Origin of the sequence: Alkalibacterium olivapovliticus (assembly GCF_003003275.1) — a bacterium.
Taxonomy (GTDB): domain Bacteria; phylum Bacillota; class Bacilli; order Lactobacillales; family Carnobacteriaceae_A; genus Alkalibacterium; species Alkalibacterium olivapovliticum.
In genome coordinates this window covers 1-14,613 of the sequence record NZ_PVTO01000039.1, presented here as the reverse complement: position 1 = coordinate 14,613, position 14,613 = coordinate 1, and the positions used below count along the sequence as shown (strand labels likewise).

Annotated in this window: 12 protein-coding genes, 2 tRNA genes and 1 rRNA gene; 7 read left to right on the top strand and 8 right to left on the bottom strand. The window is 33.1% G+C overall.

Going from position 1 to position 14,613, the window contains the following annotated elements; translation table 11 throughout:
- Positions 1-414: 414 nt before the first annotated feature.
- The 5 genes from CLV38_RS12635 to CLV38_RS12615 form a co-directional block, all read right to left on the bottom strand.
- Positions 415-1,002 carry a hypothetical protein gene (locus tag CLV38_RS12635; RefSeq protein WP_106196217.1) on the bottom strand — a complete coding sequence of 196 codons (588 nt, stop codon included), beginning with the start codon at positions 1,000-1,002 and terminating at the stop codon, positions 415-417.
- Between the two features lie 32 nt (positions 1,003-1,034).
- Complete coding sequence (locus tag CLV38_RS12630; protein ID WP_106196215.1) at positions 1,035-3,731, bottom strand: DEAD/DEAH box helicase family protein; 2,697 nt, start codon at positions 3,729-3,731, stop codon at positions 1,035-1,037.
- Positions 3,724-5,658 (bottom strand): site-specific DNA-methyltransferase, encoded by a 1,935-nt coding sequence (locus tag CLV38_RS12625; protein WP_106196213.1) that lies wholly within the window; start codon positions 5,656-5,658, stop codon positions 3,724-3,726. Before CLV38_RS12625 ends, CLV38_RS12630 begins: the two co-directional genes overlap by 8 nt.
- A gap of 228 nt (positions 5,659-5,886) precedes the next feature.
- Positions 5,887-6,348, bottom strand: coding sequence for a JAB domain-containing protein (locus CLV38_RS12620; protein WP_106196211.1), 462 nt, complete (start codon positions 6,346-6,348; stop codon positions 5,887-5,889).
- A 395-nt stretch (positions 6,349-6,743) separates the two neighbouring features.
- Entirely contained in the window at positions 6,744-7,439 is a 696-nt protein-coding gene (locus CLV38_RS12615) for a hypothetical protein (protein ID WP_146129020.1), read from the bottom strand.
- A 387-nt stretch (positions 7,440-7,826) separates the two neighbouring features.
- Between CLV38_RS12615 and CLV38_RS12610 the strand changes: the two genes are divergently transcribed.
- The 7 genes from CLV38_RS12610 to CLV38_RS12580 all read left to right on the top strand — a co-directional run bounded on the left by CLV38_RS12610 (position 7,827) and on the right by CLV38_RS12580 (position 14,206).
- Positions 7,827-8,189, top strand: a complete 363-nt coding sequence (locus CLV38_RS12610) for a hypothetical protein (protein WP_106196206.1) — start codon at positions 7,827-7,829, stop codon at positions 8,187-8,189.
- 219 nt (positions 8,190-8,408) lie between these two features.
- Entirely contained in the window at positions 8,409-9,539 is a 1,131-nt protein-coding gene (locus CLV38_RS12605; RefSeq protein WP_106196204.1) for a replication initiation factor domain-containing protein, read from the top strand.
- A complete protein-coding gene (locus CLV38_RS12600) occupies positions 9,529-10,932 on the top strand; it encodes a VapE domain-containing protein (protein WP_106196202.1) in 1,404 nt (467 codons plus the stop codon). The genes CLV38_RS12605 and CLV38_RS12600 overlap by 11 nt, the downstream gene beginning before the upstream one ends.
- A gap of 147 nt (positions 10,933-11,079) precedes the next feature.
- Positions 11,080-12,465 carry a hypothetical protein gene (locus tag CLV38_RS12595; RefSeq protein ID WP_106196199.1) on the top strand — a complete coding sequence of 462 codons (1,386 nt, stop codon included), beginning with the start codon at positions 11,080-11,082 and terminating at the stop codon, positions 12,463-12,465.
- A gap of 14 nt (positions 12,466-12,479) precedes the next feature.
- The gene (locus tag CLV38_RS12590) at positions 12,480-12,689 is read left to right on the top strand and encodes a hypothetical protein (RefSeq protein WP_106196197.1); all 210 of its coding nucleotides are present in this window, start codon (positions 12,480-12,482) and stop codon (positions 12,687-12,689) included.
- A gap of 72 nt (positions 12,690-12,761) precedes the next feature.
- On the top strand, positions 12,762-13,052 hold the full coding sequence (locus CLV38_RS12585; RefSeq protein ID WP_106196195.1) for a MerR family transcriptional regulator: 291 nt from the start codon (positions 12,762-12,764) through the stop codon (positions 13,050-13,052).
- A gap of 74 nt (positions 13,053-13,126) precedes the next feature.
- Entirely contained in the window at positions 13,127-14,206 is a 1,080-nt protein-coding gene (locus CLV38_RS12580) for a tyrosine-type recombinase/integrase (RefSeq protein WP_106196193.1), read from the top strand.
- A gap of 116 nt (positions 14,207-14,322) precedes the next feature.
- On the opposite strand, the gene CLV38_RS12575 is transcribed toward CLV38_RS12580, so the two are convergent.
- From CLV38_RS12575 to rrf, 3 genes are all read right to left on the bottom strand, one after another.
- Positions 14,323-14,395 (bottom strand) — tRNA-Thr (locus CLV38_RS12575).
- Between the two features lie 26 nt (positions 14,396-14,421).
- Positions 14,422-14,494: transfer RNA gene (locus tag CLV38_RS12570), tRNA-Asn, on the bottom strand.
- Positions 14,495-14,527: 33 nt separating this feature from the next.
- Positions 14,528-14,613: ribosomal RNA gene (gene rrf, locus CLV38_RS14255) — 5S ribosomal RNA — on the bottom strand; the annotation flags it as partial.

Genomic DNA, 14,613 nt, shown 5'->3' with positions numbered 1-14,613 from the left:
ACTATTATTCTACAGGAGAACTCACTTGTTTTCTAATATAATCAAATAAAGGACGTTAGTGAGAATTTCTCACCAACGTCCTTTATTGTACAACCATTTATTCAGCGGTTTCTTTGATAATCTATGCTCATATTTCTTTATTATCTGTCGATTTTTACACACTATTAAAACCCTTGATCTCAAAGCCACTTGCCGGATTCGAACCGGCGACCTCATCCTTACCATTCTCAATAGTTACTCTTATATCTCTTGTTTTCTTTATAAAATCTGTTATTTCAGTACTTTGTAAATGAAAACTCTCATATTAAATATTGTTTATTTTTATTCCATGGATGATTCATGGATTCATTAGAGAACAACTACATTAAATAGTTAGAGTCATAAGTCTTAAATGATTTATGACTCTATTATATATTATTGATTTTTAAATGTTCTAAAAGCTTCTCTGCCCTCTTCGGTCTGAAGCAATTTAAATAATTCTGCATTTGCATTATTTACAGCAATGTTATTTTCGTATTGTAGCTCTTCAGTATTGGTTTTATTAATTGCTTGTTTGACAACGTTAGTTAAGGGAACTCCAAAAGCATCTCTAAAATTAAATCCTAGCAATTGTAAAATTTTAAAAGTTTCAGTTGATAATAATGGGGTTAATATTTCTAAGCCTTCAGACATTGATTTTGCCTGTTCCTCATTCCCTTTTGATACTACATCACTCTCCAGTACTTCAGAGAGTATTGGGACAACATTTTCAGTTATGAACTCAATATCATTGTCTGAAATCTTTTGTATAGCTAACATCTCTTCATACTGATGAATAATAGAATTGAGCTGATTTTTATCATTAAGTAAATCTGAAACTATTTCTTCTAACTCTAAGATAGTTTGTTTATCATCACGACTTGTTTTAGCTTTGTCAATTCTATTAAATATAATTTCAGTAGTATTTCTAATCATAACTTCTGCTGTTCTTGAAATCAATTGCCCATATACTTGATTATCCAAGGTACTCACTCCCTATTTAAGTATGTGTAGTATTACTCCATTGATAAACCTTTAAATCTTTTTCCTAATGCTAACTCTCCAATTTGATTAATTGTTTTCCGTCCATCATTCTTAGTGTAAAATTTAACTCCCTTAATTTTCATCCCAGAAATATGTTCATCAATAATTATTTCACCTTCGTGCTGACTAATGAATGTTAGGACATCCTCTTTCCATTGATCTTTTTCAAGAAGATTAGTTCCCTTTGGTTCAATAAATATTTGCATATAGAAATCAGAATTTTCTAAATATAAAATGAAGTCTGGTTGAAATCCACTATAATGAATGTTATTAGCTTTAGAATCAAATTGATAAAGTTTCAAGTCATCTCTTTTTCTACTTTCACGATGCATATTTTCATCCATTCGAATCAAATAAACTTCGTCATATTCTTCTTCTAGTTCACTAACTCTTTCGCTTACACGCTCGATTAATTCTTTTTCCAATAAATTCACAACTGCAGAATTATAAACAAAGAAAGGTGCTTTAATATCATAATTTTTAACGTTTTGAGTAACAGTATATACAGTTTCTTTACCCGTATCATACTGTGGTATTCGTTTGCGATAATCTTGAATATAATCTTTAATAGGATAACCGACAAAGCGATTCGTACCTTTTACTTTTTGATAGCCTAGTTGTATTTTCTGAGCGACTTCTTGCAAATATATTTCTAGGATCTTTAATTTTTCTTCTGGTTTAAGATTCTCTTTAGCCATAGATCGTGTAACCCTTGCATATATTGTACGCTGCGATAAATTCAACCATTTTTCACCGTAAAACTCATCACGCGATGACAATTTTGGAAGAAATGTTTTTAAATTTTCAAAATGATAAAAAGATAATCGATTCATTGCCTTATTTAAATATCTTTTGTCTATCTCAACTATAACATTATGTTGCTGAGAATAATCCTCACGAACAAAATCCGAGTATTTAACCTCTTGTGCAGCCGTAATCCATGGAATGACAATATCTTTTTTATTATTTATTCCATATTTATCCAACCCATCGTAGTATTCGTTTGTTACTGTTACTGCTTCGTTGTAATATATTTTTCCACTTTTCCAAGCATTACTACTCTTAAATGCTGGTTTTACTTTTACATTTAACAGGGGATTTTTTGTGTCTTCTCCAGTTGGCAGGTTCATTGCATCTAATGAATCAACTAAGTTTTTCAAATATTGAGGTTCATTTATTGTATGATAATGTAGTGTTTCTAATAAAAGACTCGATTGGCTGCCCTCTTCAAAACGTCTTGTAAAGCTCTTTCTATTATCCATTTTGAAGGGATTATAACGTGCTCCACGTCCAATTAGTTGAGCTTCAGAATTAGTTGCTTTCTTTGACCCAGTTGTTTTAGCAGGATCACTTATTCTTACAATGTCATGTAGGTTAAGTACATCCCAACCCTCTGTTAATTTTGCAACTGCAAAAATAACTTGATATATATTAGTTGGACTTTCCAAACTGTTTAATACCTCGTACTGTCCTTTTTCAAGAATACCTTTCTGACCTGAGTCATTAGCGTTAATTACTCTATTTGCACCGAAATCACGTTTTATCTCCCGTATAATTTGTGGGAATTCATTGATTTTAGAAATAAAATACTCAAAAGTTAATTCTAGTGTCTCACTAGCCTCAATGATGTCCATCTGCATTTGTCTAGTAATAAATTCAGTTAGATATGCAGGTGTTAATGAGGCAATCAGCTTATTGAAATATTGTTCTGAGTCATTTGAATCTCCAATACGTTGAGATTTGAATAAAATAACTGGTTTAATCTCTACATTATGCTTTTCACGTGCAAACAATTTTCGATATTGACTAAGTAACACAGTGTTTAACATATTATCTAAATCAGAATTAGAAGTTTGAATACGTCGAATGTTCTTAGAATAACCATCTGCGATAAATCGATCTAGAGTATAACGATAGATAATTTTATTTTTATATTTCTCATAAATATTTTTATCTTCTAAATCAATCGTAGCTGTGAATTCTAATAGCAAATTATCTTCTCTTGCATGTAATATGGTGTTAATGGCACTTTCCCAAGACTGCTCATCTTCTTTTTCTTTCTTTGTTGAAGCAGAGTAGTGATGCGCCTCATCTCCAAGTACCACTACTCTGTTTTTGGCATAATCTCCAGCGCCCATTGAGTTTTCTTTAACTGTGTATATATCATTTGCAACCGCTTGAACTGTATCTAACTTTATATAAATAGTATTTTCTCTTGGTTTCTTTGGAAATTTTTTTACTTGCTGAAAACTAATTCTATTCCCATCAATCTCTATTGACTTACTATATAAGTATTTATCAGTAGTGTGATTTAATAAGTTACCAATGGTCTTATTCAATACACTTTTTGTGTTCACTATAAATAGAAAGTTTTGGTAATTATGCTCTTTAAAAAGATATAAAATCAATCCAGCCATTAAATCTGTTTTTCCAGATCCTGTTGCCATGTTAAACAATACGTGATTAATGTCTCTGTAATCAAACAACTCAGATGTTTGAGAGTGATGAAAGAAACGTAGAGCATCCTCTTGATAATCACGAAACGTATGAACTAGATTACTTTCAATGTATTCTGGATATTCGAATGCTTCTGTTCTCTCAAAAATATCTTCATCAAAGCGAAGAAGTTCTTCATAAAGAGGCAATAATTTCTCTCTTTTCTTACTCATCGTCCTCCTCCTTATAAAAACTCTGATTGAATGCATAGTCACTATCAGAAATTAAATCACGAACATTTGCATCATCGATTTCGGAAAAGTTGTAATATAATTGATTTTTATCAATTATTTTTACTAAGGCTCGTTTTTGGTCATCCAGCGATAATGTATTGAACCCATCTTTTAATTCATCTAATTTTACACGGAAATCAAAATCAGCATTTTCTAACATTAGATTAAAAACATTTCTTAACGTGTTCTGATCAGAAGCACCAATAACATCATCCAAATACCCTCGGTTTTTTTCCATTAATTCAGCATAAACAAAACTACCTCCACCTTTCCAATTAACAGCTGCAGAGATCCCACCTTGTTCTCCTTTAATTACTTTTTGGAGTCTAGGAACAGAGACGGTATTGATGTAATTCATTTGTTCTATTCCAATATACTGACGACCCATTTTATGAGCAACAGCTTGAGTTGTAGCTGAGCCCATAAAGAAATCCAACACAATATCGTCTTCGGAAGTAGTAACATCAATAATTAATTTTATTAGTTCTTCTGGCTTAGCATAATCAAAATCGTCTCTACTAAACAGCTCATCTATCTGATCATTGCCCTTTTGATTTTTTACATCTTTAGCTAATGACAATATAAAATCTTTAACCATGAAGTCACTGCTCACATAAGTTGGCTTAGTATTTGCTTCGTCTTCATCTTTAAAAACTCTTCTAAAGGGTCTATTTCCAGACATAAATTCGTAATCGTCTGGAAAACCAATCCCACCAGCATCATAATAGCTTTGAAATGTATCTTTAGTAACTGCCCATGATCGTTTTGGGTTAACGGGATACTCTTTCCCAGTTTTTGGGTTTATCATAGTAAAGTTTGAATTAGGTCGTTCTTTAGCGGTCGTCTGCTTAGTTAAATCTGCCGTTCTCCATGGTCTTTCTGGGAAATCTTCTGTTTTGTAATATTTTCTATCTATTTCCCTACCTACAACGGGATCTTCAACATTACCTTTTGTATAAACTAATAGCCAGTCAAAATCTTGGGATAGATTAAAGGGAACATCAGATTTACCATCTCGTGTTTTACGCGGTAAAGTACCAACAAAAGAATTTTCTCCAAATATTTCATCTGCTAAAATTTTTAAGTAATGCATCTCCTTATCACTAATACTAATCCAAATAGATCCTTCATCTGATAAAAGTTCTCTAGCGATTTCAAGTCGATTTTTCATAAACGTTAACCATGTAGATTTTGAAAACTTATCATTATACTTAAATGAGTCTCCTTTTAAATTATAAGGAGGATCGATATAAATTAATTTAACTTTTTCAGGATATCTTTCTTTCAGAGTATGTAATGCAAGTAAATTGTTTCCTTTCAAAATTAAATTATCTTTCTTTGATATATCCGAAACTTCTTCTTCAGTTTCAGCTGTATATTTCTTTGCATTAACTAGTATCTTTTTATCTAGCAGAATATCAATTTCTTCTCTCGCAATAATTTCATTTAAGAAGGGCTCGTCTGGTTTTAAATCATTTTTATCAGTATCTTCTTTAGACATACTTGCTTTTAGGACAGTATCTTTATATGGGAAATCTAATATCACTTCAGTTGCTTCATCTAAAAATGTCTCATTACTAGTTAAACCAATTTTATTAGAGAATTTAGTGTATGAATCCTTCCAAAATTCATCAGCTTGAAAAACTTCAATAAATTTGTTCGTTTTAAAGATTCTATGTCCTGCAATTTCACTAGTAAAATTATGTTTTATAGTGCTGCTCTGAAGCATTACTTCAATTAAGTTCTTATCATAATTATCAATATCTTCAATTACTTTAGACTTGTTTATTTTATTTTCCACTAAATATTTACTTCCAAACCCTCTAAGGATTTTCTCTACTTCTTGCATTATGGTGGTTTTATACATATAAACTCTCCCCATTACATTTTTTGTGAATCTAATTATTATCTACGAATCGATTAATTACAATAGCACTTATAGTATATCATATCGTATTTCCTAAGATTCTTAAACATGAACTCATGTGTGGTTGATTTTGTTTTTTTAAAAAATACGAATAATTACGCTAGTAATTTTACATTTAAGATAATCTATAAAACCACGTGTAGATAACACACGTGGTTTTTTTATAGATTACATCATTCCCTGTTCTCTTAATGAGAGGTACTCATCTTCCGTCACGATAACATGGTCAAGGACTTCAATTCCTAATAACTTACCACAGTCTACAACTCGTTTAGTAAATGATAAATCTGCTTCGCTAGGTTCTGTATTCCCTGAAGGGTGGTTATGATATAGCATTATTCTAGCTCCATTATTCATGATTGCTGTTCTGAAAATTTCTCTCGGGTGTGCAACAGTTGAATTGAGGGAACCAGCAAAAGTTCTGTGTATTGCGTTTATTTGGTTTTTTGTGTTTAAAACAACTACTAACATTACCTCACTTGCTTCGTCTCCAATTTCACGGATTCCAAAATTGCCTGCGTATGAGGAAGAAATCATTCCTGTTTTATACCCTGTTGGTCTTTCTTGGACTTCCTGCTTCACTCGCACTACTTCCAATATAGTTTCTAACTCTAATGATAATTGTTCCATTTTCCTCACTCTTTCTTATTTTTTTGTTTTGAGAAACGCATTGCGTGACTCAAAAAGTTTATTTTTCCGTTTTGTTGGTGAGGAAGTATCATTCAGTCAAAACAGGTCAAGGAAATTCGAAGAATTAGATTAAAAATTTTTGATCCTTGATCTGTAAAAAATTTTAACGGTACTTGACCTGTTTTGATACTCTCGAATAGAAACAAATAGGACACGTAGTGCAGGCTCCAATTTGTTTATTGGCGTTAGAGTATGCTGAAAATGATAAAGCCCATGCAAAGAAACTCTGCATGGGCGCTTGCGTGACACAAAACGAAAAATATAAGAATAAAGGAGTTATGGTAGAGACTTAGCTTCATATTTAAAGCTAGATTTTGAATCATTTGATATATAGTCTAATAATCATTGTGCTTAGGCTTAATATTTAAATATTCACTTAACTTAGTTTTGAATTCCTGATTAAGTTCTTCTTTATAACTTACATATCTATGAGGGTGATTTTCTAAATCATCAATTGCTCTTCTCATTTCAGGAGTTTGTTCTGTTAAAGAATAAAGATAAGCTTCCATATCTCTTTGTAGCTTTTCTTCATCTAAAATGAAAAACATATCAAATAATGCTCTAGACATTATTTCAACTTTTTTTTGTGAGAAATCCTCTTCGCTAATTGTCCTTGTATTTATATAATCCTGCGAATAGCTCATTTCTTTTTCCAAATCGATTTTAGGAAGCAGTTCGGCTCGCTCTATCTCTATTTTTTCTACCTCACTTTGATAATAATCAGCAGGCTTGACTGGTGCATAACTATTGTATTCACTCTGGTTTAACCAATACTCAAATGCTGTTGGAGGTCGTTTATAATTTTCATGATCGTTATTAAACAATATGAAACCCTTAACATTCTCACTGTATTTTTTCCCAGATCGTTTCCTTGAGACTGGAACATCGTCTTCGTCGACTGCGTCAAATTCAAAATCTTTGATTATTTTTTCAATTCTTTTTCTATACCTATTTCTATCAGCTATCCCTACGTTGGATATATTAAACTGCTCGATAACCTTATTTATAATTTCTTCAATTGTATACTCCATGAAATCACCTCTATCTGTATTTTCATAATGTAAGTCCTTCTCATATTTTACCATACACAAAAAGCTTTCTTTAAATTTCCACTAATATTTATACCGATCTGGATACTCTTTTTACCCGGCATATTAATTGGATATTCATTAATTCTAATTTCTGTAGGTAAATAGTTTTAACAATCCAACTTTCCATGACATCTAAAGATTATAATTAGCTGAAAATACTATAAAAAAAGCTTTTACAAGCAATTTTTTAATTATTTCTTTCCATTCACTTTCCATAATTTAGACATTAAACTAAGGTTGTAGTTGAGAATTCGCTACAAAATTTGACTTCCTATGGTCATATTAAATAGGTGAGCAGAGGGCCCCTGCAACAAAAGGAGTATAAAAATGAAAAAATTAAGACAATTCTTAAAATTTGACACTGACGAATTTTTCAAAGGAAAAGATATTCGTATTTTAGCACATGAACCCTGGAATTCGTATTCCGATGGTAGGATTACAAAAATATTAGGGACAAAATATAAGTGCATAATTGCGTTGGATAATACGAAATATGAGGGTGATGATATAGCTCCTGATCTAAATGGCGGCGAACCAATAGTTGTTAAAGTGCCTAAAGGCGCAGTTGAATATAAAAAGTTTAGCAAGATTAAATTTGTAAATGCAACAGCGTCAGTATACGGTCAATTCCAATCTGAATTATCTGTGCAAGCTGAAGATATTCAAATCGAAGCATCCAAAACATCTTAATGGAAACCATTGACCAGGCAATGTTGGATTAGCTTAGCTTCGAAGCCAAGCAGAGCGGCCAGGAAAGCTTTAGCTTTCCTGGTGGCTTTCGGCTTCAGCTTTTATTGACATTGGCCTTTGACTTTGGTTATCCAACGTAGGCTCTTGTAAAGACCTACGTTGCCATTATAATCATTGATTCTTCGAGTTTTGCAATAATAATAGAGAGGAAAAATATAAATGGGAAAAATAAAAGTAGTACCTTTGGTTGACCAAGTAACGCTAGTTTTGCAACCAACTGAGAATACGCCAATTACCAATTGGAATGAACACGCTCAATCACTGATAGAGATATTCATGAAGAAATCAAAGTTAGAAGAAGTGTTTGGCTTTGAAGAAAAAGGTCGTTTATTTGAAGGTTATAATTCTGGAATGACTACATTTAATGCTCCATTTTATACTTGCATAGCCTATCATGACACTGTCAAAAATATGGGAATTGTTGTTCATTTCTCTGGATGGTCGTTCCATCGTTTTCAAGAAAAAACTGGATGGAAGCTGTACGATTTATTTCAAAATTCTGCTGATGAGGCTTATTCTATCCGACTTTCAAGATTGGATAATGCAATAGACATTATCGACTCCAATATTGATGTGGATGAACTCTACAAGACGATTATAAGCAAAGAAACAGGTGTCCAATTTTCAAATGGACGGACAAATGCTTCGAAATTGAAACCATACATTGAAGAAAATTTAGACGTAGCTTCTTTCTATGTTGGATCACTAAAGAGAAGTAATTCTGTGTTACGAGTATACGATAAAAAACGAGAAATGATACAGACTAATGGTCACTTAAAAGATCACTACAATCAATTTGATACAGTTATTCGTTTTGAACAAAAGCTAAAAGGGAAGCTTGCACATCAAGCTTCTGAGAGGATACATACTATAAAATCAGATAAAGAGTTAAATAACTTTGTTCTATCCTCTGTCACAAATAAATACCGTTTTTTCGATACTCAGACAAAGAATTATCGTCTTGAGACAAGTCTGCTACTCGATGCATTAGATGAGACGAATTTCACTTTTAGTCCAATGGTATCAAGAGCCAATTCATTAGAAGCAACTCGAGACTATTTAATTAATAACTCAGGATTATTGACTTATTTTCACAAAATTAACGCTATTTACGGTCCAGAAACAGTTAAAGAAGGATTAGGAGATTTTTATGAGCAGTTTAAAAATTCTAAGCCTAATGAGAGTGTCGGAAAGTGGCTGAGCAAATACCAGAAAATCTACGAGGAACAAGGTATAAAGCCTTGGGAACACTTAATGGTCAATATAAAGGAGAACAATCATGAAGAATAACAATGCCAATCTCTCGCCTTCTATATGGAAAAGTGCTTTAGAGAAAAATTCGAAAGGCGAAGTCACAAACAGCTATGCGAATTTGCACTTGATATTGACAAACGATGACAACCTAAGGGACCGTATTGCTTTCAATGAATTCAATAATCAATACTACCGAAAAGATTTTTTTAATAAAATCGAATCTGAATCCACATTAAAAGTCGATTTTCTGACTGAAACAGATAAAGAGATGATTGAGATTTATCTGAGCAATGAATATTCTATAAAAGCCTCTGTGAAAAACTTGGATAAGGCAATAAAACAGGTTGCTTTAGCTAACAGATTTCATCCTGTTAAAGATTTCATTGAATCGACTTCTTACGACCCAAATTTTTCAAGAAAAATTGACACAGAACTAATTGAACTTTTCAAACTGGATGATAGTGATTACAACAGATGGGTATCACGACTTTTCTTCGTTTCTTTAGTCGCTATGATTTATTACCCTTCCTCAAAATTTGACTTCATGTTTATTTTGGAGGGATCCCACTCAATTGGAAAGACCACTTTTTTGAATGAACTGGGTGGTGAATGGTTTGGAAACTCATTACCTTCTTTTGGAATGAGCCCTGATGGAGAGGATACAATGTCTTTCAATTGGGTGGTAAATGATGACGAAATGACTGCTTTCTTAGCTGCAAAAGAATCTGCTATAAAGCGATTCATTACTGAAACTACGGTATTCTATCGATCTTATTATTCAGGCGACAAAAAAAGGGTCTTGAGGCACTCTATTCTAACAGGGACTTCTAATGATATTGCCTATTTGGATAATCAGTCACAAGCTGTTAAAAGACGATTACTTCCTGTTATTTCTCAAACTCAACCTAACCAGGGTAAGACAGAGTTGTTTGATGGACGATGGCGAAGAGAGATTTTGCCTAGATTGCTAGCTGAGGCTAAGCATGTTATGGAAACTGAATATACTGTAGATAATCAGGCTGAGATACCTACAGTAATCGATTTAATGACCATTGGCTTTAATCAAAACATTTCAGATACTTTAAACAGTATTCGAAATCGTGAGAATTTATTTGATCCTGACAAAGAACAAATATTAAATTATCTCGAAAGTCCGATTAGCAACAGCACTGCACTTGAAGGAAAAGAATTGCAAAATCAAATCAATGACTTCGCATTTCATCTGCAGCGTAATCCCTCTAATGGTAATGGTCCCACAAGAAATAAAGTCTCCACTAAAGAACTAGTTAAAATCGCTATGTTCACGCAACCATCTAGCCTTGAAATTTCGAAAAAGGTTAGAACGATAATGAATAGCTTAGATGAATGGGAGTATCGATCTAGCATCAAGTTCCCATACGGTGTCACTTCAGGCTGGATAAGGAAGTGATAGTGATAGGAATGGTAGGAATTATTACAATATTTTCCTACCTACCTAAACCTTGCTATTATGCCTTTTTAATCATTAAAGTAGGAAAATAGCATGATAGGAATAGGAACAGGTGAAATATATATTTAGTCAAAGGAGTAGGTTTAAATGCTTAATATACCGACAAGAAGAGAAAGAAATGGTTGGCTAGCATTTGGTTCGATTACAATATTGCTGCTGACGTTATCATCTCTAGAATTAACACATGAAACACTAAATATTGCGCTAGCTTCAACAAGTTTAATCAACTGGCAAATAGTTATGAGTAAATGGAGATTATATTTAGTTTCCCCTGTTGTAGCTATACTATTTGTTTTGCTTATCTGTTGGTCTGTAAGGAATAGACTGGATAAGGGTCCAAAACAAGCGATAAGGCGCTGGAGGTTAACAAAGCAGTTACGTAAAGCTATACTCCTCGCTAGATATGAGACCTCTATCACCCATCAAAATGTAAAATATGCGATTCTGCCTGAAATAAAGATATATTTTGACGATAAAAAAATGGACTCTGGTCAAGTTTGGATTCGATCATCTACTCGAGATAATATAAGGCTAGCAAAAGCTGAAATAAGTCCAGATATAAAAGGTTACAAGCTGGAGCAGAGCTATATATCAGAGGATGGAGATTGGCATATCTACTATATATATTCAGTCCATTTGCAGATTCAGCCAAAGTTTGATTCGTTAATTGAATATGTAAGTTGGGCATTAGATGGCGTTAATGATTATCAATTGAAGTTTGATAACCGACTAATAACGGATTTATCAAATATTGAAATAATTGGGGCTACTAGAAGTGGCAAGACATACGCATTACTAGGATTATTAATTCAAATGGTCAATAAAGAATTAGACTATGAGCTCTATTTTGCAGATCCAAAAAATGGCGATTGGAAGAATTATGGTAATTATATTGCTCAAGATAAAGTTGCTACTGAAGATAATGATATTTGTGATCTTATTGATAGGGTTCATTCAAAAATGCTTCAACGACAACAAATTATGAATCGCGAATTGAAAAGTAAAGCCTCTGCCGACTATCGAGATTTTAAATTAGACCCAATAATTTTAGTTTTTGATGAGTATCCTTCATGGCATGATTCAATGAGTGATGAACAAGATAAAAGTTCAAAAGAAAAGTTTAAGACCGCTCAAAAACAACTTAAAAGAATTTCTCAAATGGGTTCTGGTTCCGGAGTATTCATGATTCTTGTATTCCAAAAAATAGATGCACAAACATTAAGTAAATCAATTCAGTCTAATATGTTACTTAAAATAGTGTTGGGTAATGCTGATAATCAAACTTACATTACTGCAATAGATCGAAAAGAAGATGTTCCTCAATTTATATTTGGACAGGGACAAGGCATCTACAAAAATGAAAGAATGGTGAAGCCTAGACTACTGGGATTCCCCTATTTGAGGTTTATTGACGATTTCAATGACCACGATTATAAAACACCAAAAGACATGTTTAAGAAAATAAGTAATTAAGGAGGAAAATAGCTATGGGAAATCGGGTTAATCAATTGAACAAAAAGTTGCAGGCAAAAAGAAAAGAGCTATTCAAATTGCAGATGGAGGAAACATCTTCGGCAATAGACAGGCAGAAGCTCAGTAATGAAATTAAGGATTTAACAGCTGATCTGGTCATATGTCAATTAGATTTGACTAATGTTGAAGCTGATATTGTTAAAAATAACAATTTCTCTAATTAGAGAAATTTGTTGATAGGAAAAATTGAATGACTATGTTTTCAATGAATACAGTATCTAGGAAGGAGTAATTTTATGATTAAAAGTGAGAGTAAGATAACGATTCAAATGGATAAAGAGATCATTGATCAAATTGTGAAAGATGAAGTCAAAAATCGATTAGAGCAACAATTTGAGCTACATAAATTTTTCTACACCATGAAGGATTTGAGATTCATGACTGGTCTAAGCGAAGCAAGTATTTATAAATATATGTTTCCAGATCCTCGATTACCAAAAAGAAAAATTGGTAATAAATGGCTTTTCAAGGTGAATGAAATGAATGATTTTTTAAACATTTGGATTGACCAGTTTCCAAATGACTAGTTGAGTATTTAGAGAACAACTTATACAATAGGTACATGTAGTTGTTCTCTTTTACTCGAAGGGAGAACAGAAAAATGGCTATACGACAAAAAACATTAACAGATGGAAGTAAAAGGTATTTTGCAGCAGTATATGTACGTGATTCCCAAAAGTACATCTATGGATCTACTAGGACACGCAAACGTGATGCACTATCGGACGAAACAAAATTAAAACATGAACTGTATTCAGGCTCATACATTGAAGAAACAACTGTTACTTTTGATGAAGCAGTTAGCACCTATTTTAACTTGCTAGCTGTAGATAGATTAAGTGAAGGTACATTAAAGAACTACCAATCATTGTACGTCAATCACTTAGAAAAAACTTTTGCCCATCGTACCTTAGTTTCAATAAGGCCTTACGAAATTCAACAACTATGGAAGGAGAAAAGTCTAACTCTAGCAAATTCGACTATTATTAAAGCCCACACTTTGATGAACAATGTCTATAAGCAATATGTGAAATGGGATGAAATAAAGAATAATCCCTTAGATAAGGTCGATAAACCTCGTACACGTTACAGAACCGCACAGATTTGGACTAAAGAAGAAGCACATACCTTTTTAGAAACTGCAAAGGAATACCAATCGTACATGGTTTTTTGGTTGGCATTGAACACAGGTATGCGATCAGGTGAAATTTTAGGTTTAACTTGGGACTCCATAGACTTTGAGAATAACTTAATCATAGTTAAACAGCAATATAGCTGGAGCAAAAAGAAAATTGTTTACCACACTAAAACCTCTACCTCAATGCGTGAAATTGACTTATCCCAAAGCCAAATGGATTTCTTAATAAATCATAAAAATAGTCAGAATCCTAAATCGAATATTGTTTGTTCAAACGAAATTGGTGGGTTTATTCAAGAGAGGAATGTCAGAAGAGCAAAAAAAGTAATTTGTGATCGTACTAATGTAAAGCTTATTACATTTCATGAGTTGCGCCATACCCATGCATCAATGCTAGTTAATATGGATGAACCCTTAAAGTACGTGCAGGAGCGTTTAGGACACTCTGATGCGAAAACAACCATGAACTTTTACGTTCATACACAAAAATCGCACCACCGTGAGACAGCAGAGCGATTCAGTAACTATTTTTTAAGTGAGTAATAACTTTTGAGGGTTTAATTTATCATGTTAACGAAAAGCTATTCACTAAACCATGGACGATTCATGGACGAATTGTAAAAATAAAAGACAACGTCCTATAAACGTTGTCTTATCAAAGCCACTTGCCGGATTTGAACCGGCGACCTCATCCTTACCATGGATGCGCTCTACCTACTGAGCTAAAGCGGCATTATGTATTTTTTTTCAAACAAAAACTCCGCAAGCAGGGCTCGAACCTGCGACAACACGATTAACAGTCGTGCGCTCTACCAACTGAGCTATTGCGGAATAATGTAAAGCTATTATAACAAAAAAAGAGCTGCACGGCAACGTCCTGCTTTCACAAAGGGAAACCCTTCACTATCCTCGGCGCTGGGAAGCTTAACGGCTGTGTTCGAAATGGGAAC